The organism is Methanomassiliicoccales archaeon (genome assembly GCA_026394395.1).
Classification (GTDB): domain Archaea; phylum Thermoplasmatota; class Thermoplasmata; order Methanomassiliicoccales; family UBA472; genus UBA472.
Map to the genome: position 1 here is coordinate 314,756 of JAPKYK010000003.1, position 23,718 is coordinate 338,473.

21 protein-coding genes, 1 tRNA gene and 1 rRNA gene are annotated in these 23,718 nt (G+C 57.3%); 15 read left to right on the plus strand and 8 right to left on the minus strand.

Translation table 11 applies throughout. The features are described 5' to 3' along the window. Positions 1–58 precede the first annotated feature (58 nt). From NT131_05340 to NT131_05350, 3 genes are read left to right on the plus strand one after another with little or no spacing between them, the layout of a single operon-like run. On the plus strand, positions 59–1,579 hold the full coding sequence (locus NT131_05340) for a radical SAM protein (GenBank protein ID MCX6651064.1): 1,521 nt from the start codon (positions 59–61) through the stop codon (positions 1,577–1,579). A gap of 15 nt (positions 1,580–1,594) precedes the next feature. Beyond that, the gene (locus tag NT131_05345; GenBank protein ID MCX6651065.1) at positions 1,595–1,768 is read left to right on the plus strand and encodes a 4Fe-4S binding protein; all 174 of its coding nucleotides are present in this window, start codon (positions 1,595–1,597) and stop codon (positions 1,766–1,768) included. Beyond that, complete coding sequence (locus NT131_05350) at positions 1,765–2,952, plus strand: NAD(P)/FAD-dependent oxidoreductase (protein ID MCX6651066.1); 1,188 nt, start codon at positions 1,765–1,767, stop codon at positions 2,950–2,952. The genes NT131_05345 and NT131_05350 overlap by 4 nt, the downstream gene beginning before the upstream one ends. Positions 2,953–2,970: 18 nt before the next feature. Here the strand turns inward: NT131_05350 and mvk are convergent, their stop codons facing one another. After that, positions 2,971–3,903, minus strand: coding sequence for a mevalonate kinase (gene mvk, locus NT131_05355; protein ID MCX6651067.1), 933 nt, complete (start codon positions 3,901–3,903; stop codon positions 2,971–2,973). A 10-nt stretch (positions 3,904–3,913) separates the two neighbouring features. Then, complete coding sequence (locus tag NT131_05360) at positions 3,914–4,855, minus strand: hypothetical protein (GenBank protein ID MCX6651068.1); 942 nt, start codon at positions 4,853–4,855, stop codon at positions 3,914–3,916. Between the two features lie 384 nt (positions 4,856–5,239). Between NT131_05360 and NT131_05365 the strand changes: the two genes are divergently transcribed. Next, positions 5,240–5,503 (plus strand): hypothetical protein, encoded by a 264-nt coding sequence (locus tag NT131_05365; protein ID MCX6651069.1) that lies wholly within the window; start codon positions 5,240–5,242, stop codon positions 5,501–5,503. Positions 5,504–5,544: 41 nt separating this feature from the next. Here the strand turns inward: NT131_05365 and NT131_05370 are convergent, their stop codons facing one another. The 5 genes from NT131_05370 to NT131_05390 all read right to left on the minus strand — a co-directional run bounded on the left by NT131_05370 (position 5,545) and on the right by NT131_05390 (position 8,771). After that, positions 5,545–6,360: a class I SAM-dependent methyltransferase gene (locus NT131_05370; GenBank protein MCX6651070.1), complete on the minus strand. Its 816-nt coding sequence runs from the start codon at positions 6,358–6,360 to the stop codon at positions 5,545–5,547. 89 nt (positions 6,361–6,449) lie between these two features. After that, a tRNA-Leu gene (locus NT131_05375) sits at positions 6,450–6,559 on the minus strand. 45 nt (positions 6,560–6,604) lie between these two features. Next, positions 6,605–7,504, minus strand: a complete 900-nt coding sequence (gene map / locus NT131_05380; protein MCX6651071.1) for a type II methionyl aminopeptidase — start codon at positions 7,502–7,504, stop codon at positions 6,605–6,607. Next, complete coding sequence (locus NT131_05385) at positions 7,488–8,129, minus strand: L-threonylcarbamoyladenylate synthase (GenBank protein ID MCX6651072.1); 642 nt, start codon at positions 8,127–8,129, stop codon at positions 7,488–7,490. Before NT131_05385 ends, map begins: the two co-directional genes overlap by 17 nt. Further along, complete coding sequence (locus tag NT131_05390; protein MCX6651073.1) at positions 8,130–8,771, minus strand: MBL fold metallo-hydrolase; 642 nt, start codon at positions 8,769–8,771, stop codon at positions 8,130–8,132. It abuts the gene before it with no gap. Positions 8,772–8,890: 119 nt separating this feature from the next. On the opposite strand from NT131_05390, the gene NT131_05395 reads away from it, so the two are divergent. The 3 genes from NT131_05395 to NT131_05405 all read left to right on the plus strand — a co-directional run bounded on the left by NT131_05395 (position 8,891) and on the right by NT131_05405 (position 14,200). Further along, positions 8,891–10,018, plus strand: a complete 1,128-nt coding sequence (locus tag NT131_05395) for a succinate--CoA ligase subunit beta (protein MCX6651074.1) — start codon at positions 8,891–8,893, stop codon at positions 10,016–10,018. Further along, positions 10,015–10,893: a succinate--CoA ligase subunit alpha gene (gene sucD / locus NT131_05400; GenBank protein MCX6651075.1), complete on the plus strand. Its 879-nt coding sequence runs from the start codon at positions 10,015–10,017 to the stop codon at positions 10,891–10,893. Before NT131_05395 ends, sucD begins: the two co-directional genes overlap by 4 nt. Positions 10,894–11,295: 402 nt before the next feature. After that, positions 11,296–14,200 (plus strand): 23S ribosomal RNA (locus NT131_05405). A gap of 158 nt (positions 14,201–14,358) precedes the next feature. Here NT131_05405 and NT131_05410 read toward each other — a convergent pair. Further along, positions 14,359–14,766 carry a DUF61 family protein gene (locus NT131_05410; protein MCX6651076.1) on the minus strand — a complete coding sequence of 136 codons (408 nt, stop codon included), beginning with the start codon at positions 14,764–14,766 and terminating at the stop codon, positions 14,359–14,361. Between the two features lie 119 nt (positions 14,767–14,885). Here NT131_05410 and nifB point away from each other — a divergent pair, with 119 nt between their 5' ends. The 8 genes from nifB (at position 14,886) to NT131_05450 (ending at position 23,703) form a co-directional block, all read left to right on the plus strand. Continuing rightward, on the plus strand, positions 14,886–16,178 hold the full coding sequence (gene nifB / locus NT131_05415) for a nitrogenase cofactor biosynthesis protein NifB (protein ID MCX6651077.1): 1,293 nt from the start codon (positions 14,886–14,888) through the stop codon (positions 16,176–16,178). Positions 16,179–16,182: 4 nt separating this feature from the next. Further along, positions 16,183–17,760, plus strand: a complete 1,578-nt coding sequence (locus NT131_05420; GenBank protein MCX6651078.1) for an acetolactate synthase large subunit — start codon at positions 16,183–16,185, stop codon at positions 17,758–17,760. 49 nt (positions 17,761–17,809) lie between these two features. Continuing rightward, positions 17,810–18,286, plus strand: coding sequence for a peptide-methionine (S)-S-oxide reductase MsrA (msrA, locus tag NT131_05425; protein ID MCX6651079.1), 477 nt, complete (start codon positions 17,810–17,812; stop codon positions 18,284–18,286). Positions 18,287–18,362: 76 nt separating this feature from the next. Then, a complete protein-coding gene (gene alaS / locus NT131_05430; GenBank protein ID MCX6651080.1) occupies positions 18,363–21,044 on the plus strand; it encodes an alanine--tRNA ligase in 2,682 nt (893 codons plus the stop codon). A 222-nt stretch (positions 21,045–21,266) separates the two neighbouring features. Then, positions 21,267–21,776: a 30S ribosomal protein S13 gene (locus tag NT131_05435; protein ID MCX6651081.1), complete on the plus strand. Its 510-nt coding sequence runs from the start codon at positions 21,267–21,269 to the stop codon at positions 21,774–21,776. 2 nt (positions 21,777–21,778) lie between these two features. Further along, positions 21,779–22,465, plus strand: a complete 687-nt coding sequence (locus NT131_05440) for a 30S ribosomal protein S4 (protein MCX6651082.1) — start codon at positions 21,779–21,781, stop codon at positions 22,463–22,465. Next, positions 22,465–22,848, plus strand: coding sequence for a 30S ribosomal protein S11 (locus NT131_05445; protein MCX6651083.1), 384 nt, complete (start codon positions 22,465–22,467; stop codon positions 22,846–22,848). Before NT131_05440 ends, NT131_05445 begins: the two co-directional genes overlap by 1 nt. A gap of 12 nt (positions 22,849–22,860) precedes the next feature. After that, positions 22,861–23,703: a DNA-directed RNA polymerase subunit D gene (locus NT131_05450; GenBank protein MCX6651084.1), complete on the plus strand. Its 843-nt coding sequence runs from the start codon at positions 22,861–22,863 to the stop codon at positions 23,701–23,703. Positions 23,704–23,718 lie beyond the last annotated feature (15 nt).

A 23,718-nucleotide genomic window follows, 5' to 3' on the forward strand; every position in this document is an offset into this window, starting at 1 on the left:
ATGGTATGAGGCTTGGGGTGCAATCACGTTTGCTAAAGAGAGTTCATTACCCAAAGGGTTGCCGAAGAAGACGGAATCCCTGTGCCCAGAATGCAGGAAGATCATATCGGCTACCTTGCTGGAAAAGGATGGCAAGGTGGTCATGGAGAAGACCTGCCCAGAACATGGGCATTTCGTCGATACAATCTGGTCCGACGTCGAGATGTATCTCAAGTCAGAGCAGTTCGCTTTTGACGGCGTGGGAGTGGAGAATCCACTCATACCCCATGCCAAGGTCTGTCCCAATGAATGCGGCCTTTGTGACCTCCACCTGAGCCACACCGCGTTGGCCAACCTGGACCTCACCAACCGCTGCAACATGAAGTGCCCGATCTGCTTCGCCAACGCCAACCAGGCCGGTTATGTTTACGAACCGAGCTTCGACGAGGTCGTGAAGATGATGCAGGTCTTACGGGACAGCAGGCCGGTCCCCTGCCCTGCTATACAGTTCGCTGGCGGAGAGCCTACCATCTACCCGCAGTTCGTCGAGGTGGTCAAGAAAGCAAAGGAGATGGGATTTGCCCAGATCCAGGTCGCCACCAATGGTCTCATGTTCGCCAACGATTTCGAGTTCCTGAAGGCTTCGGCCGAGGCTGGCTTGAACACCATCTACCTGCAGTTCGACGGCATGAAGGACGATATCTACATGGTGACGAGGAACAGGAAGATGCTCGATGTCAAGATGAAGGTCATTGAGAACGTGAGAAAGCTGGAGAAGCGGCCTTCAATCGTCCTGGTGCCTGTCGTGGTAAAGGGACTGAATGAGGACCAGATCGGCCCTATTTACCATTACGCATTGGAGAACTCCGATGTGATAAGGGGGATCAACTTCCAGCCCGTGGCCTTCACCGGAAGGATCAACAGGGACGATCTGGCCAAGCAGAGATACACCTTGCCCGACTTGGCTAAGGACCTTGAGGCCCAGACCAAAGGACAGATTGTAAAGTCCGATTGGTTCCCTGTGCCCAGCGTAGTGCCTATCTCCACCCTGGCCACGGCCATTTTGGATGAACCGAAGGTCACTTTCACCACCCATCCGCACTGCGGATTGGCCACCTACCTGTTCGTCCAGGACAAGGACCACGTCGTGCCTTTGACGCACTTCGTAGACGTCGAACCTTTATTCAAGGAGCTGTACGAACTGTCCAAGAAGGCGGATAAGTCCAAGGTCAAGCTCCCATCCAAGCTGAAGGCTTACTCCCTGCTGAAGAAGTACATCCATGAGGACAAGATGCCTGAGGGTTTGGACACTATGTCCTTCCTGAAGCTGCTCTCGGCGGTCATGGGCGACCAGTCCAAGCAGTCCCTGTCCAAGTTCTCCTGGAAGATGATGTTCCTCGGTGGGATGCACTTCCAGGACCTGTACAACTACGACATCGAAAGGGTCAAGCGCTGTGCCATCCATTATGTGGTGCCGGACGGACGGATCATACCGTTCTGCGCCTACAATGGCGGCCCCACCTACCGCGAGCAGGTGGAGAAGAAGTTCGCCATCCCGATCGAGGAGTGGAGGCGGACCAGGGGAACTGAGTACACATAGAGAGGTGTCGTATCCATGATGGTCAACATAGAGAAGTGCATGCATTGCGGCGCTTGCGTGGGTTCTTGCCCCCAGAACGCCATCTATCTCAACGAGGTAGTGCTGGAGTTCAACGAGAAGTGCAACAAGTGCGGCCGGTGCGTGAGATTGTGTCCGGTCGGGGCACTGAAGATGGAGGGAAAGAAATGAAGACCGATTACGACGTGATCGTGGTCGGCGCCGGGCCGGCCGGGAGCATGACCGCCAAGCACGCGGCCAAGAAGGGCGCCCGCGTTCTGATAATCGAGAAGCGCCAGGAGATCGGTTCGTCCCTACGTTGCGCCGAGGGCGTCAACCGCAAGGGCTTGGAGAAGGCCGGAGTGGCCGTGGACAATCGTTGGGTCTCCGCGTACATGGCCGGGGCCAAGTTGGTGTCCCCAGGTGGCCATGTGTTCCGCATAGACGAGAGCCAGGCCGGGAACGAGGTGGGCATGGTCTTGGAGAGACACCTGTTCGACAAGGCCATGGCCGCGGACGCCGCCCGAGCTGGCGCTGAGATCTGGCTCAAGACCTCGGCCGTGAACGTCATCAAGGAGGGCGACAAGGTCGTGGGAGTAAAGGCCCGGCGCGAAGGCGAACCGCTCAAGCTCACTGCCGGCTGCGTGGTGGCCGCTGACGGTTTCGAGTCCCAGGTAGCCCGCTGGGCCGGGATAGACACCTCTCTGAAGGTCGGGGACATCACCACCTGCTACCAGTACCGCATGGCCAACCTAAAGACCGAACCGGACTATTGCGAGTTCGTGCTCGGTTCTGTGGCCCCGGGAGGATACATATGGATATTCCCCAAGGGCGATGACACGGCCAACGTGGGCATCGGCGTCCTGGCCACCAAGCTCAAGAAACCAGGGGATGTCAAGCATTACTTGGATACCTGGATCAAGAGCGACCCCCGGCTCAGCCAGGGGCAGCCGCTGGAGGCCTTGGCCGGAGGCGTTTCCGTCTCCCCGCCAGTGGAACAATCGGTGATGAACGGACTACTGCTGGTAGGAGATGCGGCACGCTTAATCGACCCCATCACCGGCGGCGGCATCGTCAATGGACTGCTGGCCGGTAAGTTCGCCGGAGAGGTGCTGGGCGATTGCGTCCAGGCCAACGACTTCAGTGAGAGCGCGCTCATGCCCTACGACAAGAAATGGCGCGACGCTATGGAGAACCGGCTCTGGCGCAACTGGATGGCCAAAGAGAAATTGGTGACCATATCCGACAAGACCTTGGACGGGGTGATCGACACGTTGTCCACGGCCAACGTAACTAAGATGTCGGTGCACAACATACTCATCGCCATCAAGGAGCAGCATCCGGAGCTGGTCAAGGAGTTCGAGGATATGATCTGAACCGTTCACCAAACCTCTTCATTCTTCTTTTACACCAGGAACGTTGGTGACGGTGGCGAACGGCTGGCCGCCCTTGTTCTTTATGGCCTCGATGACCTTCTCCGGCCGGTCCGTCAATGCCACTATGCTGCCTCCGCCGCCAGCGCCGGTCAGCTTGGCCCCGTAGGAATACGGGAGCGCGGCGGCCACCAGCTTGTCCAGCTCCGGGGACGATACGCCTAGTATGGCCAGCAGTTTGTGGTCCCTGGTCATGATGCGCCCTAATGACTCCAGGTCGTTCCTATTGAGGCACTGGACCCCTTCCTCGGTGATCTGGCCTATTTCCTCCACGACCTCGCGGGCAAAGTTGGTGTGGTCCACGTACCTCTTGACCTTGGCCACCAGCGGACCGGTGGGCGCGGACCGGCCGGTGAACCCGACCACCAGGGTCATGTCCGGCACCTTGAGGTCGTGCACGCACCACCTCCTTGTATCCAAGGACATCTCCCAGAGCATGTCGTCTCCAGGTTTCGGCCTGACCAGTATGGCCCTTCCGTGGGTGCATGTGGATGTGTCGATAGGGCTGGCCCGCCCCTGGACCTGACATTCGACCTCGAAGGCCTCCTTTGCCACCGTATCCTGTTTCCACCCGCCCTGCTGCCGGGATAGGGCGGCCAGAAGCGCCACGGTCACCGCGGCCGATGACCCCAGACCGGACCCCGAGGGAAAATCGGAGCTGGTGGTTACTGCCGTCGGCCCGGCCTTTCTCTTTTCCAGGCAGGCGGACACGTAGGAGTAGTTCTCGGGCACCAGGGGCATGCCGTTGAGGCTGGATGATTGCGCCGGCCGGACGTTACATCGTAAACGCAGGCCGATGGCCACCGAGACCGCCGGCTGCCCATAGACCACTGCGTGCTCCCCCAGCAATATCACCTTGGCCGGGGCCGAGGTCTGCCAAAGGTGGCTAGCCATCGCTCGTCCTTCAGAGACCGTACTTACGGGCCATGGCCTGCATGGCCTCGTCCGGGCTCTTGTCGCCCAGCTCCTTCATGCCGGTCTGCCACCACTTGCCCTCGAACTCCACCAGAGCGGCCTCGAACTTCTCGAGGATATCGATCTTGGACTCCTTGTTGACCAGTCCCAGCTCCAGGTTGTGGTCCAACCCTTCGAACAGGTCGTCGCTCATGAAGTCGGGCATGACGTTGACCACCAGGTCTAACAGGGCGTTGGTCAGGGCCATGAATATGCGCTCCCTCTTCTGCGGCGAGGGCATGGACTCCTTGGCCATGCTCTCGAGGATGGAAGTGAACCACATGTCCCGGATGATGTAGGAGCGTGCGGACCAGTAACCGCTGTCCTCGTCTTCGCCGCATCCGCAGTCGCAGCCCTCCTCGTGGACGGGGGCTTCCATCTTCTCCTTGGCCTCGTTCATAAGGTCGTTGGGCGATCTGCCGCCGAGGAAGTCCTTGGCCGAGTTCCACCAGTTGTCCTCAAAGGCCGTCAGCGCCTCCATCAAGGCTCTTTCATCGTCGAAGCTGTCCCCCTGGGCTGCGAGGAAATCGTCCCGGAACTTGGAAAGGAGGTCGACCTGGTGCTCGTTGTTGATCGAGGCTATGACCAGATAGTCGTCCAGATTCTCCTGGAATATCAATAGCAGCTCTTCGGGCAGGTTCAACCCGATCCGTTCCAGCACCGCGTTGGTGACGGTAAGGAACAGCACCTCCTCCATGTCCTCCTTGGAGACCTGCTCGGCCTTGAGGCCGTCGACAATCTCCTGCAGCATGAGGTCCTTGAACATCAGGGTGCGGATGGGGTTCTTGCTCAGTATGGCATGTTCCATGATCTCCCCCTTCTGTACGGGTTCGGACTCTTTGCTTTTACTGCCGCTCTTGGGCTTGCTCTCCTTGGTCTTCTTCGCTGCCACGATCGCACCTTCATATCATGGTGCCCTGCAAAATCAGCAAAGCACTTTTCTTATTAACGGGACAAGGCCCCGGGGATATAAATCCAATGCGTTGGAATGTGGATGGAATCAGTGACTGAGAAAACATCGATCTATCATGATGTGCAAAGCGGTCCTACGAGCTCGTGCCAATTTTAATAAAAACATTCTGATAAGTGCGCCTATATATTATATCGACCAGCACCTGTGTTGAATACGTCAAGTATTTATAACGCTAATATTGATTTATGTCAAATTTTACAGGAGGTAAATAAAATGGCTTGGTTATTACCGTTGTTAAATATAATTGCGGGTTTGATTCTGGCTATAGGAATTTTGACTAGTATACCTGCATTAGGTAAAAGCTTGGAAAAGCTGGCCAAGTGGCTGGGAAGGTTCCAGACCATCATTGGTGTGGTCATGATCATTGTGTCGATCGTGTTCATGCTCAACGGAATTGGGCTGCAGGAAATCGTCGCATTGATCGCGGGCTTAATCCTGGCCATGGGAATTCTCCCGAGCATCCCTGCATTGGGCAAGAGCTTGGAGAAGCTGGCCAAGTGGCTAGGCAGGTTCCAGACCATAATCGGTGTCATCGCCATTATCGTCGGTATCATTGGACTGCTGTAAACGTGTTTGGGGTCAGACCCCGGAAACCCCTTTTTTTAATTTTATATTATTGGTTTTGAGGCCTTGATCGAGAAGAGCATGGGAACATCAAACCCGCCTTTCTGAAAGTACCAGTAACCGTCTTCTCTCTGCACCATATCCGGATGCATCTGGAAGAAACATTGGGGGAACTCGTGCAGGAAGTCTATGTGCAGATCTTCGGCCGTCAGGGAGTTGACTATGTCCGATAGGGGATGGAACCACTCGTACCTTTCCTTGTTCTGGAACTCGTGCTCTTCGTCCATGGGATGGTCGTCATCGAACCTGACCGGGGGGCCGCTGAAATAGGGATAGACCGTCTGAAAGCGGTCGGAACGGGTGTCGTCTATGGTGTTACCGAACGGATGCCCCTCCACGATGTAGAAGAACCCGCCCGGCCGCAATCGTTCGGCGATTAGCCTGCCCCATTCCTTCAGATCCGGCAGCCAGCACAGCACTCCGTAGCTGGTGAAAACAATGTCGAACTTCTTGGAAAGAATCTTGTCCAGGTCGTAAACGTTGGCCTGGATGAACCGGCCAGGCAGACCGACCCTTGCGCTCAGCTCCCTGGCCAAGGCTATTGCCTCTGGGGAGAAATCTATACCAGTTACATTAGCACCCAATCTGGCCCAAGAAAGAGTATCCATGCCGAAATGGCACTGCAAGTGGAGGAGGTCCTTTCCCTTGACCTCGCCCACCTCCCTCTTTTCTACAGGCATCAGGCTGTCCTTTTTCTGAAGGAAAACGCTGACATCGTAATATCGGGAGTTCCAATTGGATCGAGCCTTTTCGTCCCAACGGCGCAGGTTGACCAACATCATGTCAACATCATCTTTCATGCGGAGCCCCCGGAAGCAACGATTGATGCCCCGTGCAATATTAAAAATGTTATCAGGCGCGGACCAAAGCCATTTTTCATAAAGAAGAATGGTGCGAGGGACCGGATTCGAACCGGCGAACCTCTGCAGGAACAGATCTTGAGTCTGTCGCCTTTGGTCGGCGCTTCTGGCGCCATTGACCGAGCTTGGCTACCCTCGCGTGAGGCCGGATAAAAGTGCCGTCCTTAATAAATGTATTCGATGGTCAGATGGTGGTTATCTCGTTCTTTCCATTTCCTGCCAGCACGGTGTGCTCGGCCTGCGAAACCATGCCGTGCTGCGTTTCCACCAAGATCGGGTAGGTGGATATGACCCCGTGCCGCAGCAAGGTCCTGAGGTGCTGCGCGGATCCCGGTTCGAAGCGATCGCACCAGCGCTCGCAGAAGGGCAAGGTGGTGAACTCCTCCTTGACCCGGGCGAAGAACTTCTGCGCTTCCTGGTCCTTCAGCGGGCGGTCGCGCAGCACCCGGTAGATGTTTCCCGATTTGCCGTTGGCCACCTGACCATGCCCGTTAGTAGCGAAAGGTTCGATAGCTATGAGCATGTTGCCCTGCACCTTGGTGAGCGTACCATCGTCGATGTTGGGGACGGAAAGACCGGCGTGCAGGTTGTATCTCTTCATCTCATGCCCGCTGAGATTGCTGACCGGACGGAACCCGTTCTCTTTGATGCTGCGTTCGATCACGCCTCCGATAGTGCCGACGGAAATGCCTTCCTGGGCCATCTCCAGGGCCATCTCCAGTGCGCGGACCGAGCTCTGGATGAGCGGCTGCCAGTTGCGGGTGGATACCTCCACGGTGGTCGCAGTATCTCCCAGATATCCGTCAACTTGGGCGCCCACGTCCAATTTGATAAGGTCGCCGGACCTGAAGGCGATGTCGTCAGTGGAGTTCGGGGTGAAATGGGCGGCGATGTCGTTCAGGCTTATATTGACCGGGAAGGCCAGGCAGCCTCCGTGTTCCAGGATGTGGAGCTCCATCTGGTCGGCGACGTCTCGAAGCTTGACACCTTCGCCCACCAAGGAACGGCCCAGCTCCCGAGCTTCGGCCGACAGGCGCCCCGCCTTGCGTATGCAGTCCAGGGCGTGATCATCCAACAAGTACATTTTCGATCTTCTCTTTAGGAATAGCGCCATATCGTATGACCTCTACGGTCCCGTCGATAACCTGTACAATGGTAGAAGGGATCCCGACCTTGCATGGACCGCAGTCCACATAGGTGGACACGCTCTGTCCGAGATCGGCGATGGCGGTCTCGATGGACGTGGGATTGGGATGCGAGTGCACGTTGGCGCTGGTGGAGATTATGGGACCGAACTCCTCGAGCATGCGCAGGGCGAAGGGGTGGTCAGGGACCCTGATGCCCACCTCAGGAAATGAGGCTGTGACTATGTCCGGGAGCACCGCTTTCTTCTTGACCAGCAGGGTGAGCGGACCGGGAAGGAATGCCTTGGCCAAACGATAGACGTTCTCGTCCAGCTCGGCGATACATTCGGCCATCTTTATGTCATGGACCGCTATCGAAAGGGGCATGTCGAACGGCCGGCGCTTAGCTATGTAAACTCTCTTGACCGCCGTCTCATCGAAGGGGTCCGCCCCTAACCCATAAATCGTCTCGGTAGGATAGACTATCAACCTTCCGAAGTGAAGCGAGGATAACACATGTTCCATATCGTGCTTGGACACCTGGCTGTTAGTGCCGTTCACGGCCTTGCATTTTATAATATCCATTCAAGACTCCCCGAGGTAGTGTAACACGTCTAAGATGTTTTCCTGAGCCCCGCTTTGGCATGATTCGCCATGCCCGGGATATAGCTCCTGAGGGGCCAGGGATAAAAGCTTTTTGACGGAACCCACGAGCTGTTCGTAATTACCGCTCGGCAGGTCCCAGCGACCGACCCCGCCGATGAACACCGTGTCCCCTGGTACGAGCACCCGCTTTTCCTTGTCCCAGAGGCTGAGGCTTCCGGCGGTGTGCCCAGGTGTGAATATGACCTCGAAATCCGAATCCCCAGTGCTCAGCACCTCTCCTCCGTGCAGGTCGGTGACCTCCAAAGGATGCGAGGGCGCACCGAACATGGAAGCGAGCGTCTGGCTGGCGTCTCCTTCCCTGACTGGGCGGGCATCGTCGACATGGGCCAGGACCTCGGCCCCCAGTTCTTTGGCCAGAGCGGCTGCGCCCCCGGTATGGTCGTAATGACGGTGGGTGAGCACGATGCGGTGCACCTTGCTCTTCTTCACCGTGTGGGACAGCCAATCCATGACGTCCTGGTGATGCATGCCAGTGCCCGCATCAACTAAAATGGGGTCCTCGCCGGTCAGAAGGTAGATATTGGAATCGAAGTCCATCCCAGCAAGGCTTCGGACGACCATGGACTTTCGATAAAATGTGGTCCTATATAAACTTTTGAATTGCTCCCCCAGATTCGATTTTTTTCACGATTTGGACAAATAATAATTAGGTCGCCGGACAATGGTCCAGAGGGGTCGGTATGAATCTACTGGAACACGAGGCCAAGAAGCTCTTCAGGATGTACGACATATCTACCCCTCAAGGTCTGGCCTTCAGGGAGCTTAATCGGATCGAGGGTTCCTTGAACAACCTGCGCTTCCCCCTCATGGTGAAGGCCCAGACCACTGGAGGAGGAAGGGGGAAGGCCGGAGGGGTACGCACCGCCCTGCACCGCGAGGAGGCCCTCGAGGCCAGCGAACGCATTCTGGGGATGCGGGTGGCGGGGATGAAGGTGCACGCCGTGCTGCTCGAGGAGATGGTGGAGGCTTGTCGAGAGGTCTATCTGGCCATAACTATTAATCAGGCCACGCGCTGCCCGGTCCTATTAGCTGGCAGTGCGGGAGGGATGGACGTGGAGAACATGCCCGCCCATACCATCAAACGATGGACCTTGGACCCCCTGGAATCCCTGCCCCCCTCGGTCCTGGACCAGGCTTCGCAGTTCCTGATGCGGGACGGCCCGGGACTGGATGATGTGCGCTCCACCATCTCCTCCATGTGGAAGCTGTTCCGGCAGATGGACTGCGAACTGGTGGAGATAAATCCCCTGATGGTCACCGAGGCGGGCAAGGCCATCGCCGCGGACGCCAAGATGATCATAGACGACGAGGCCTTGTACCGTCACCCTAAGATGGCCAGTTTATCCACCAGAGAGCTCACGGAACTGGAAACCCTGGCCAGGGACAGGGGGTTTAACATGGTGGAGCTGTCAGGGGATATCGGTGTCCTTGCCAACGGTGCAGGGCTGACCATGGCCGCCCTGGACACGCTGCAGCGCCTGGGAGGGAAGGGCGGGACCTTCCTGGACCTGGGCGGTACGGACGATCCCAACCGGATATCGGACGCCCTTGGATTGCTATCGTACGATCTGGCCAGGGGGAGAGTGAGATCGCTGCTAGTGTGCATCTTCGGAGGGATAACCAAATGCGACACCGTAGCCGAGGCGCTCATGGTGACGGTCGTGGACCGGAACGTCAAGGCTCGGACCGTGGTTCGGCTGAGGGGTAATAACGAGGAGGAGGCCGCCAGCATGCTTCGCCTGGCCGGTTTCAACGTCCATCTCGATCTGGAGGAGGCCTGCCTGCAGGCAGTGAAGGTGAGATCTTGAACGGACCGGCGCTGCTCCGCAGCCACAAGGTGATGGTTCAGGGGATAACGGGGCAGCAGGGCAGGCGGCATACCGAGCTGATGCTGGAGTACGGGACGCGCATAGTCGCCGGGGTCACCCCGGGGAAGGGCGGATATTCCGTGCAAGGCGTCCCGGTCTTCGATACCGTGGAAAAGGCGGTGGCGCAGACCGGGGCTACGGCAAGCGTCGTTTTTGTTCCCGCCCCTCGGGTCAAGGAGGCGGTGGTGGAAGGGATCGAGGCCGGCCTGGAGGCCATGGTCGTAATCACCGAAAGGACTCCGGTCCATGATTCCATGGAATTCATGGCCAGGGCCAGGAAGGAGGGCGTGGCCATACTTGGGCCTAACTGCCCGGGGCTCTGTCTGGTGGGCGAGAGCAAGATGGGGGTGATGCCCAATCGCATCTTCTTTGAAGGGGGCCTGGCCATAATCTCTCGCAGTGGGACCCTGACCTATGAGGTGGTCCAGGCCCTCAGCTCGGCTGGATTGGGGCAGGACGTGGTCCTGGGCCTGGGCGGGGACCGCCTTCTGGGAACGAACATGAAGGAAGCGCTGGAGATGGTGCTGGAACGGAACCTTTCCGGCATCGTCCTCATAGGCGAGATCGGAGGCCAGATGGAAGAGGAGGCCTCGCTGATGATAAAGGAGCTGGGCGAGGTGGACGTCTTCGCCTACGTAGCTGGCGTCTCCGCTCCGCCATCGCGCCGCATGGGGCACGCCGGGGCCATCGTCTCCCGGGGGAGAGGCGGTGCCGGAGAGAAGATTCAGGCCTTGGAAGAGTCCGGGGTGGCCGTGGGAAGGTCCATCAGCGAACTTGTGAACTTGGTCTCTAAGAGGTCATCGATCCGCAAATGATCTCCCTTCCCCCTAATATTCATATTATAACGATAGGGGCGGAGAAAACCTTATGAGCAAGGAGCACTTAGTTATTAGATACCGGCTAATGCGGCGGATGCAACCTATTACTGGCTGCGATAAGAAACCGTTATATAATGGAAGTGTGGTAGCCGGTTCCGCTCGCGAAGAAGGCGAGTGGGAGCATGCCTCTTTGAGGGGATAATGCTTAAATATAACCCCAATTATTGGGGGATTCACGCGTTCCGGCCATGTGCTGGAACGATGTGAAATTGACATGCACCCGTAGAGTAGCCCTCTTCGGGGAAGCGGAGGAGAATCGTTGGGGAAATTGGAAGAGGTCCCGACGTATTCGTTGATACCAATCATTCGCAACCTGGACGTATGTTAAGCCGACAGTGCGTAGCGGCGTTGCTACGCCGACTGGGGAATGGCTCGGTTCGGGTGCCGAAGAAGGTCGTGCCAAGCTGCGATAAGCGTCGGGTAGGTGCAAGGAGCCTATGATCCGATGATGACCTAATGCGACTTCGTATTCTTCGGAATGTTCCGTAAGGAACGGGAACGCGGTGGATCGAAACATCCTAGTAACCGCAGGAAAAGAAATCACTAGAGATACCGTGAGTAAAGGCGATCGAAAACGGTACAGGGCAAACCGAATCCCGGTCAGTAATGACAGGGAGATGTGGAGTTGTGGGCCCGGTTACATCCTTAAGACCAACCAGAGGTCTGCTGGAATGCAGTACCATAGAGGGTGATAGTCCCGTATGGATAAATCGCGAGGATGAGTTCCGGTGTCCCTGAGTAACGTGCGTTGGATATCGCGCGTGAATTTGGGAAACATTCATTTCCAACCCTAAATACACCCCGAGACCGATAGCGCAGTAGTAGCGTGAGTGAAAGCTGAAAAGTACCCTTGACGGGAGGTTCAAAGAGCCTGAAACCAGTCGGCTATAAATTGTATGGGCATGAAAGGGAAACCAGTGTTCATACGTCCGTTTCGAAAAACGGGCCATGGAGTTCTATTCAATGGCGAGGCTAAGAGGATCATCCTCGGAGCCGTAGGGAAACCAACAAGTCCGCAACCGCAAGGTGAGGGACGAGGTGTGCTCGCCTGGAGTCATTGGAGGGACACCCGAAGCCAGTTGATCTATACCTGGGCAGGTTGAAGCCTTTCGAAAGGAAGGTGGAGGACCGAACCGGTAATGATGTGCAAATCTTTCGGATAACCTGGGTATAGGGATGAAAGGTCAATCAAAGCTGGAAATAGCTGGTTCCTCCTGAAACTAATCGCAGTTAGATCTCGGTCGAGGTAGATTGTGTGGTAGAGCACTGATCGGGGATTTAGGAAGAGAAATCTTTCGGTCCCCTGTCAAACTCCGAACATGTAGTCACCGTAGAAGCCGGGAGTGAGGGCATCCGGGGTAAGCTTGATGTCCATCAGGGAACGCAACCCAGCCAATAATTAAGGTCCCTAAGTTTCGGTCAAGTGTGATAACAAAGGGCGTCTGTAGTCCAAGACAACTGGGAGGTGAGCTTAGAAGCAGCCATCCTTAAAAGAAAGCGTAACAGCTCACCAGTCGAGATTATAGGCCCCGAAAATGGACGGGGCTAAACCGAACACCGATATTATTGAGCACCGCAAGGTGATCTGGTAAGGAGGTGACGGGCGTGGGTAGAAGCTAGGCCGTGAGGTCTGGTGGACCGCGTTCGTATAAGGATCATGGCAGGAGTAGCAGCAAAGAACGGTGAGAATCCGTTCCGCCGTAGGGGCCAGGGTTCCTCGGCAATGTTCGTCAGCCGAGGGTTAGCCGATCCTAAATTATTACTTAATCGGAAATAGTGAAAGGGAAACAGGTTAATATTCCTGTGCCGCGTCAGATTTTGCGTCATTCTTGACACATCGGGATAAACAGAACAATCTTGTCTGGTTGTTCAAGCGTATATGCTGAGGAAGAACCGTAATGGTGTGAACTCGGTGAAAGCGCGAGCAGGAGGACGAAAGTCCTCTTTTGTCGATTCCTGGTGTCCGTGAAAATTGAATGACTTACACCTGATGCGATCGTACCAAGAACCGACACAGGTGCCCCTAGATGAGAAGTCCAAGGCGTGTCGGCATAATCGATGCGAGGGAACTCGGCAAATTAGCCCCGTAACTTCGGGAGAAGGGGTGCCAGCCGCGAGAGTGGCTGGTCGCAGTGGCAAGGGAACTCCGACTGTTTAATAAAAACACAGATCGCTGCAAGTCCGAAAGGATGTGTATAGCGGTTGAAGCCTGCCCAGTGACGGTATCTGAAACTCGGGTCCAACCGAACGAAGGACCGTTAAACGGCGGGGGTAACTATGACCCTCTTAAGGTAGCGTAATACCTTGTCGCTTAATTGGCGACTTGCATGAAGGCCCAACGAGAGTTCTACTGTCCCCGCATCGAAGCCGGTGAAACTAACAGTACTGGTGCACAGTCCAGTATCTTCCACCTGAAAGCGAAGACCCCATGGAGCTTTACTGCAACCTGTTGTTGTGATATGAATTTTGATGTGTAGGGTAGGCGGGAGGCGTTACCCAGGAAATGCCGCTAGGTATTCTCCGAGCCAACGATGAAACACCGCCCTTCAGACTTCGTACCACTAACTTCGTCAGAAGGACACCAATAGGTAGGCAGTTTGGGTGGGGCGCCACGCGCTCAAAAAGATAACAAGCGCGCCCAATGGTCAGCTCAGGCAGGTCAGAAATCTGCCGGTGAATGTAAGGGTAAAAGCTGGCTTGACGCGGATCCGGATAACAAGGATCGGCGATACGAAAGTAGGGCCTAGCGAACCAATCGACCTTCTGAATGGGGGTGATTGATGACAGAAAAGTTACCCTGGGGATAATTGAGTTGTCGCCAGCAAGAGTTCATATCGACCTGGCGGCTTGCTACTTCGCTGTCGGCTCTCCCTATCCTGGCGGTGCAGCAGCTGCCAAGGGTGGGGTTGTTCGCCCATTAAAAGGGATCGTGAGCTGGGTTTAGACCGTCGTGAGACAGGTTTGTTGCTTTTTGGTGGAAGTGTATTGATGCCTGACGAGAAGGACCCTTGAGTACGAGAGGAACGGGGGTTCGGTGCCTCTAGTCAATCAGTTGTCCGACAGGGCATGCTGAGCAGCCACGCACTACTGGATAAGAGCTGAAAGCATCTAAGCTCGAAGCCACCTTGAAAAAGAGGCATCTTAAGACACTCATAATTGATGAGTTTGATAGAACCGGGATGTAAGCATCGAGGTCCTCCGAGATGTTCAGTCCGCGGTTACTAACGTCTGTTGCCGCAAAACACTGAAGGCTTGCCTTAATGGTAGGCTTTGGCTTAACCGTTAAACGGGTTGCGTATGTACCCTCTTCCAGAATCATTATTTTTATTTTCTATTGTTCAGGTGGAAGTTAGTTGCGTATGATCGTTATGTCATTGACAATAGCGATAGCTATGGAAAGGGTCAGTAAGAGAAGACCGCGTTGGTGGAGGTCGGCAGTTTGTCCCTGATCTCCTTGAAGTACGGATAGAAGACGCGCATCTCGTCATCTTTCTCCGGCTCGCGCCTAATGAGCTTTGAGAGCGCTTTGACCTCCATCTTCCCCATGACCTTCCAATATCCGTCGCCGTAGGAGGTGTCGGTCATTATCAGGATCGGAAGCTTCAATCTTGGAATGTCCTCGTCATCCAGAAGGCCTGCAAGAAGCTGAAGCTCTTGGTGGTCAAGTTTGTAAACCGTTCCATCCTTGCCTTGGTAGGAAGGACATGGGTCGGCGAGCAGAGCTTCGAGAGAGCGCCTTTTGGTCGGCACGTGCTGGTTCATGTTGGAGAACAAACCCTGCATCGTCCTTTCGTTGAATATATCGTTCATCTCGAACGAACATTCACCCACTGGCCTGAATATATTTCTTTCCCATGGCCGCCGCGACACGGGACAATCTATAATAACGAAGTGCTGGATATTCAACGGTCGATGTTCGATTCAATTGAATGGAGGGAGCTGGCCTGAACGAGATACCTCTCTATGTCCAGCAGATGCTCGAGACGCATCCGTGCTATAATGAGAAGGCACACAAGAGCTTTGCCCGCATGCACCTTCCGATCGCGCCCAGGTGCAACATCCAGTGCAACTATTGCAGCCGAAAGTATGATTGCATGAACGAATCTCGCCCTGGCGTTACCAGCGAGCTGCTCTCGCCCGAGGACGCGATAAACAAGATTCGCATAGTGAAGAAGAAGATACCCCAGCTGAGTGTGATCGGCATCGCTGGACCGGGGGACCCCCTGGCCAACGAGGAGACATTCACCACGCTGGAGATAGTGAAGCAGGAATTCCCGGAGCTGACGCTCTGCTTGAGCACCAATGGCTTGAACCTGCCGCGTTCCGTGGAGAGGCTGAAGGCATTGGGGGTCAAGTTCGTGACCGTTACCATAAACGCCGTGGACCCAGCGGTCGGCGAGAAGATGTATGATTTCGTCATCTGGGACGGTAAGGTCTTGCGAGGAAGGGAGGCCGCGGAAAGATTGCTCACCAATCAGCTGGAGGGCATTAAGATGTGCACCGACGCCGGCATCCTGGTGAAGGCGAACATCGTCATGGTCCCGACGATTAATGCGGACCACATCCCTGAGATCGCGAAGAAGGTCAAAGAACTGGGAGCGTACATCGTAAACATCATTCCGCTGATACCGGTCCCTGGCACCAGGTTCGAGAAGATGCTGGCACCGACACCGGAACAAAGGAAGAACCTTCAGGACATGTGCGAAGGCGATATCCGCCAGATGCGCCACTGCCGCTTCTGCAGGGCCGATGCCATCGGGATGCTGGACATTGACCGTTCCGCCGAGTTCGCCCACATAACTTGTGGTGCTCGAGAGGCTCCGGAGGGCGGACCTATCGGCATACAGATGGAAGGGCGGACAAAATACCGTGTGGCCGTGGCCTCATCTGACGGTAAGAACGTGGACCAGCACTTTGGCCAGGCCCGGGAGTTCCATCTCTATGACGTTGAAGAGGGAAAGATGATCCTAGTGGGAAGGGTGCACACCAACCCATTCCTGGAGGAATCCATGTTCGGCGAGAAGCACCGCACCAAGATCGAGCGGATGGTCACCGCCCTGAAGGGCGCGGACATCGTTCTCACCTCCGGTTTCGGGGAAAGAGCGGAAGCGGAGATCAGGGCCAGAGGTATGCAGCCCTACCTGAAGGATGGTCCATTGGAGGATGCCGTACGCTGTGCCGTCTCCGACCTTTTCGAGCGGAGGGCACAGGTGTTCGAGTGATCACATGAAGGCGGCCAGGTTGCTCATCGATTGCCTTAGGAACGAGGGCGTCGACCGTATTTTCGGAATTCCCGGAGAGGAGAACCTGGACGTTATGGACGAGATCCATTCCTCCGGAATGGAGTTCGTGCTGACCCGTCATGAGCAGGCCGCGGCCTTTATGGCCGGGACGGTGGGACGCCTGACCGGACGCCCGGGGGTCTGCCTGAGCACTTTAGGGCCCGGCGCCACAAACCTGGTGAGCGGCGTGGCTGACGCCTACCTGAGCAATATTCCTCTTATCGCTTTGGTCGCTCAGGCCGGAGAGACACGGCGCAATCCGCCGCAGAAGCAGGTGCTTGACCTGCTGTCCATCTACCGGCCTATGACCAAATTGTCGGTCAGCATCGACCGTCCCGACGACGTCCCTAAGGTCGTGGACCGGGCCTTTAAAACGGCGGTAAAGGAGAGGTCCGGACCGGTCATGGTGCAGCTACCGGAGGACGTCATGAAGATGTCGACGGACGCAACCCCTCGTAGATCAGGACCACTGAAACCGAGGAAGGCTGAGGAACGGGAACTAGAGGTCGTGGTAAATAACCTGCGTACCGCCAAAAAACCGCTCATGATCGTAGGGCACGGGGCACTTCGTAGTCAGGCTACGCATGAGATCAAGGAGCTATGCCATGCCTGGAACATTCCCGTCGCCTGCACCTGGATGGCAGCCGGGGCCGTTCCTTTCGACGACCTCCTATCGCTGGGAACCATCGGCATGCGCAACAGCGATCTGGTCAAGGAAAGTTATGATGAGGCAGACCTGGTGCTCTCTGTGGGATATGACGTCACCGAGTTCCAGCCTCAATTCTGGAACAAGGGGACGAAGAAGAGGGTGCTGCACTTGGGGGATGGCAGTGCGGGACGGGCCAAGGATTTCTTCATGGACATCGAGGTCATCGGCGATCTGCGTTCCTCCCTCCAGGCTTTGACCGATGTGGCTTTTAGAAAAGAGGATTGGGCCTCGGCTCATCGCGATAAGCTGTTGATCGAACTGGAGAGGCCGGGAGAGGGGGCAAAGGGATTGGTACAAGCCTTGAGACGCCAACTGGGCCGGGGCGACGTCCTGGTCAGCGACGTGGGCGCCCACCTGATATGGCTGGCCAAGTATTACCCTGCCTACGCGGAGAATACCCTTCTACTGCAGAACGGGCTCATCTGCATGGGAGCGGCGCTCCCTTCGGCCATCGCTGCCAAGCTGGTCCACCCGGACCACAAGGTGGTGGCGGTGGTCGGGGACGGCGGCTTCCTCATGTCCTCGGCCGAACTGGAGACGGCCAGGAGACTGGGCTTGAAATTCGTCACCGTCATTTTCAACGATGGCGGACTGGGGCTCATCCGGGAGAAGATGCAGCGCAATCTGGGTCGCGTGTCCAACGTCGACCTCGGTTCGCCAGACATTCCCACCTATGCCCGCTCCTTCGGGGCGGAAGGATATACAGTGGCGGAGAAGGACTTCGAACCGGTCCTCCAGGATTGCCTGGAGCGGGACGTGCTTGCGGTCATCGATGTAAAGGTCGATTATTCGCACAATTGTCTCCTGTTCTGACGGATATGGATTAAATATCGGGCGCTGCCTGAATGGACCGAGGATACAGATGCCGATCAAGAAGGCCACGTTCGCTGCCGGTTGCTTCTGGGGGGTGGAGGCGACCTTCCAGAAGGTTAAAGGAGTAGTGCAGACCGAGGTTGGGTACATGGGCGGGCACACTGAGGCCCCGACCTACCAGGACGTGTGCACGGACAGCACCGGGCACGCCGAGATGGTCCAAGTGACCTACGATGACGAGCTGGTGAGCTACGCTCAGCTATTGGACATGTTCTGGGGCAGCCATGACCCCACACAAACGAATCACCAGGGACCGGACGTTGGTAAGCAATACCGCACGGCCATATTCTATCACGATGAGGCCCAGCGGAAGGAGGCGGAGGCCTCGAAGGCCGCCCTGGACGGTTCCGGTCGCTTCAAGCGGCCGATCGCCACCAACCTGGAGAAGGCCGGGACGTTCTGGAGGGCCGAGGAGTACCATCAGAAATATTTGCAGAAGAAGGGGCTGGGCTCCTGCCACCTATGATCCATGAGGTGTCCAGATACGCCTTCGTTCTCATAAATGACAATATTCTTATAACGACCTCTGAATAACGCCAGTCATGAGCGGCTCGGAGTTCGACCTAGCCTACTTTAAGGAGAAGGGCTTCCATCGCAGACAGTGCCCCAAGTGCCAAAGGTACTTCTGGAGCTTGGGTGACTGGGAGACCTGCGGAGAGCCCCCGTGCGAGGAGTACACCTTCATCGGCCATTCCCCGATGAACCAGAAACTTAACCTGCACCAGATGCGCGAGGCCTACTTGGGCTTCTTCGAGGAGAACGGGCACGGCCGCGTGAAACGCTACCCTATCGTGGCCCGCTGGAGGGACGACGTCTTCTTCACTCAGGCATCCATATACGACTTCCAGCCCTGGGTGCTCAACGGCGTGATAGAACCGCCCTTCAATCCCCTGACCATATCCCAGACCTGCGTGCGCTTCAACGACATCGACAACGTCGGGAAGACCGGCAGGCACTTCACCTTCTTTGAGATGTGCGCTCACCACGCCTTCAACAAGAAGGACGGCAAGTTCATCTACTTCAAGGACCGCACAGTGGAGCTGTGCCACCGCTTCTTCAGCGAGCGCTTGGGAACGGACCCTAACAAGATGCGCTACATCGAGGAGTGGTGGGAGGGCGGCGGTAACGCCGGTCCCTGCGTGGAGGTCATCCTGGACGGGGTGGAGGTAGCTACGCTCGTCTTCATGATGTACCGCGAGACCCCGGAGGGACGCAAGCCCATGGAGATGACCGTGGTGGACACCGGCTACGGACTGGAGCGCATGACCTGGGTGTCCCAGGGTGTTTCCTCTGCATACGAAGCGGTGTTCGGGCCTGTGGTGGATTGGCTCAAGGAGCTGGCGGCGGTCACGCCGGACCAGACCGTGCTCACCGAGTACAGCAAGGTGGCCGGGGCCACCAACATGAAGACCGCGGCCGATGTGCGGCGCATCCGGGAAACGACGGCGGAACGCATCGGCATCAGTTATGACGAGCTGATGCGAACGGTCGCTCCCCTTGAAGATATCTACGTCATCTGCGACCATTCCCGGGCGCTGATGCTCATGCTCAACGACGGCGTCGTACCGTCCAACGTGCGCGAGGGCTACTTCGCCCGCATGCTGGTGCGGAGGGCGCTACGCTCCATACGCTCCTTGAACCTGGACATAAGGCTGTCCGAGGCGGTGAGCCGGCAGATCGACCACTTCCAGGACATCTTCCTGGAGCTCAAGGAGAATCGGGAGGACATTCTGAACTTAGTGCAGGTGGAGGAGGACCGCTACTTCGAGACGCTAGGACGCGGAAAGCAGCTGGTGGGACGCCTGGTCAAGGACCTGAAGAAGGGCGATAAGCTGTCGGTGGAGAAGCTCATAGAGCTTTACGACTCCCACGGACTTAACCCGGAGATAGCCAAGGAGTACGCCCCGGAGCAAATCGACGTTCCAGACAACTTCTATATGCAGGTGGCCGCGCGCCACGAGAAACCGGAGACGGCGGCCGCGGCGGTGAAGGATCGGCCAGAGAGGATGCCGGAGACGCGCATGCTCTACTATGAGGACGCGGAGCTCACCGAGTTCGACGCCAAGGTCATTGCGGAGATCGACGGCGGCATCGTCCTGGATCAGACGGCCTTTTATCCCGAGGGAGGAGGGCAGGAGTGGGACCTGGGCCTCTTGAACGGCAAGAGGGTCTGCAAGGTCATCAAGATCAAGACCACCATCGTGCACTTCGTGGAGGGCGGCAACCCCAAGATCGGGGCCACGGTCCACGGGAGCATCGACCTGGAAAGAAGACAGCAGCTTATGCGCCATCACACCGCGGCGCACCTGATCAACGGCGTCGCCAGGAACCTCTTCGGCAACCACGTGTGGCAGGCCGGGGCGCACAAGGCCGTGGACCAGGCCCGGCTGGATGTCACCCACTTCGAGAACCTCACCACCGAACAGCGGGACCTGCTGGAGAAGGAGGTCAACCGGGTGGTGCTGAAGGACCTCCCCATCAACATCCAGTTCAAGCAGCGGGACGAGGCGGAGAAGCTGCACGGATACCGCCTGTACCAGGGCGGGGCCGTGCCTGGCAAGATCATCCGCGTGGTCGAAGTGCTCGGCCTGGACGCAGAGGCCTGCGGAGGGTTGCACTGCTCCCACACGGGAATGGTGGGTCTGGTACGCATCACGCGCACCAAGCGCATACAGGACGGAGTGGTGCGCATCGAGTACACCGCGGGAATGGCCGCCATCAATGGCATGCAGGCGGACAAGGGGCTGGTCGAGGAGCTGGGAGACCACCTGAACGTACCGGGAGAAAGGCTTCCCGGGGCGGTCCAGAAGCTGGAGGAGGAGCTCAAGGAGCAGCGCAAGAGGCTGGAACAGCTCTCGACCGTCATCAGCGAGCTGAGCGTGCGCGAGCTGGTGGCTTCCGCGCCAAAGGTCGGGGAGGTGCGCGTGGTGGTGCACGAGGCCCTGGCAGGCGAGGACCCCGAGGAGATGTCCAGGAAACTTGCTTCCATGCCCAAGACCGTGGCGGTCATCGGCGTGCGGGGCGAGAAGGCCAAGCTGCTGGTGGCCCGTTCCAACGATGTCGGGCTGGATTGCCGCAAATCCCTGAAGACCATAATGACCATCATGGGGGGCGGCGGCGGTGGAAAGCCCGACTACGCCCAGGGAGGCGGCGGGGACCCGGAGCTTCTACAGAAGGCCCTGGAGCAGGCCTTGGACCTCGTACGGCGGGACATGCAGGACTGAAACCCCTTCCAACATCCCTTTTTCCGAGATAATACTTATATACAGGCTTAGGATTGGCTTGCTTGACAGAATCGATACTGTTGAAGGGATCCCTCTTAAGAGGGACCTGTTCCCGGACCGGTAGCCCTATCCGGAGATGGGAACTGCAAGACACGCGGTTTGGCGTGTGGCGCACTTCGCGAGGGCGAGACTCGATTCGCGATCATCAGCGAGGGATTGACTTTGGCTGAAGCGAAGAAGACTACCAGTACAGAAGAGAAGGACGACTTCCGGTACATTGTCCGTATAGTAAACACGGACATTGACGGCAAAAAGCCCACCGTGGTCGGCCTGCAGAGCATAAAAGGCGTGGGAAAGAGAGTGGCCGAGGTCGTGGTCCGGAAGGCCGGGGTAGACCGTTCAGTTAAGATCGGTTCCTTGGACGAGGCCGCCACTGACGAGCTGGCCAACCTTATCGCAACCTATTCCGATTACGCCCCCACCTGGGCCATCAACCGCCAGAACGACTACGAGACCGGAGAGGACCAGCACATCGTCGGTACCGATCTGGACATGGTTCTCAAAGACGACATCAACCGTCTGAAGATGATCAGGTGCTACCGCGGTGTGCGCCACGAGTCCGGACACAAGGTCCGCGGCCAGCGCACCCGGTCCAACGGCAGGAAGGGATTGACCCTGGGCGTTTCCAAGGTCAGGCAAGCCCCCGCCGCCCCTGAAAAGAAGGAGGACTGAAGATGGGAGATCCTAAGTTCCCGAGAAGGAGCTTCGACACTCCTTCCCACCCCTGGCAGGGCGAGCGCATAAAGGAGGAGGCCATATTGGTCAAGCAGTACGGCCTCAAGAACAAGAAGGAGCTGTGGAAGGCCAAGACCATCCTGCGGAACCTGCGCAAGCAGTCCCGTGACCTCCAGGCCCGCCTGAGGACCGGGGAGGAACAGGCCACGATGGAGGCCGAGAACCTGCTGCACAAGTGCGCTAGGATCGGACTGCTCCCGGCAGATGGGACCAAGCTGGACGATGTCCTGGGCCTTTCCGACCTGGCCTTGCTGGAACGCCGGCTGCAGACCATGGTCTTCGCCAAGGGACTGGCCTCCACCGTGGGCCAGGCCCGCCAGTTCATCGTTCACGGACACGTTTGCATCGATGAGCAGAAGATCACCATTCCCGGTTACATCGTCACCCGCGAGGACGAGGACAAGATCATGCTGAACCCGAGGTCCCCCATAGCCGACGAGATGCACCCGCTTAAGCAAGCCCAGAAGGAGGCCGCCAAGGAGAGGGAGAACAAGAAGGAGGCTGCCGAGTTCAAGAAGGACATGGCTCAGACGAAGTTCGTTAAGCACGTGCCCAAGGACGTCAAGGAAGCCGTCCAGGACGTTGAGGACGTCCCGGCCGAGCTGCCGACCGAGGAGGTGAACTGATGGGTAAGTGGGGTATCGCCAACGTATTCGCCAGCTACAACAACATCATCATCACTTTGACCGATGTCACCGGTGCCGAGACCATAACCAAGTGCACTGGTGGAATGGTGGTCAAGGCGGCCAAGGATGAGTCGTCCCCCTACGCAGCCATGAGGGCTGCGGAGAAGGTGGCCGAGATCGCCAAGGAAAAGGGTATCGAGGGCATCCACGTCAAGGTGCGCGCACCGGGCGGTAATCGCGCCACCTCCCCTGGACCGGGCGCTCAGGCCGCCATAAGGGCCTTGGCCCGTGCCGGCCTCAGGATCGGTCGCATTGAAGATGTTACCCCTATCCCCCACGACGGAACCAAGAAGAAGGGTGGACGCCGGGGCAGAAGGGTGTAAAGGGGCGCCTTTATGCACATAAAGCTGATGAAGGACCAGGAGACCGAGACCAGCATCAAGTTCGTGGTGAGCGATGCCAGTCCGGAGAAGGTCAACGCCCTGCGCCGGGCTCTCATCATGGACATCCCCAAGATGGCCATCGATGACGTCGAGTTCCTGCTCGGCTCGATAAGGGATGAGGAAGGAAACGAGTACGAGAGCATCAGCCCGGTGTTCGACGAGATCGTGGCCCACCGCCTCGGCCTCGTTCCCATACCCACCGACCTTGAGCTTTTCGGTTTCCGTAAGAAGTGCTCCTGCGGCGGCGAGGGCTGCCCTAGCTGCACCATCTTGTACAAGCTGGAGAAACGCGGACCCTGTGAGGTCTATTCCGGGGACCTGGATTCCCTGGGCGGAGACGCTTATCGGCCCAAGGACGAGCTCATCCCCATCGTGCGCCTGGGCGATCGGCAGGGCATACTGGCCTACGCCACCGCCGAGCTGGGCACGGGAAGGATTCACGCCAAATGGCAGGCCACCCACGGAGTGGGCTACAAGTACATGCCCACGGTCACCATCGACCCGAAGAAGTGCGATAACGGCGGAAGCTGCATCGCGATCTGCCCCAAGCACGTCATGGCCTTCAAGGACAAGAAGGTGCAGGTAGTGGACAACAATGCCTGCATCCTCTGCAAGGATTGCGTGAAGGTCTGCCGCATCGGTGCCATATCCATCAAGGGCTCCGAGAACACCTTCATCTTCGAGTTCGAGACCGACGGCTCCCTGAGCGCCAGGGTCGCCCTGGTCAAGGCCCTCGAATCTTTGGAGCAGACCTTCGACGAGTTCCGCGAGAAGATCGCCTCCCTCGAAGGTTGAAACGTTAGCAAGGCG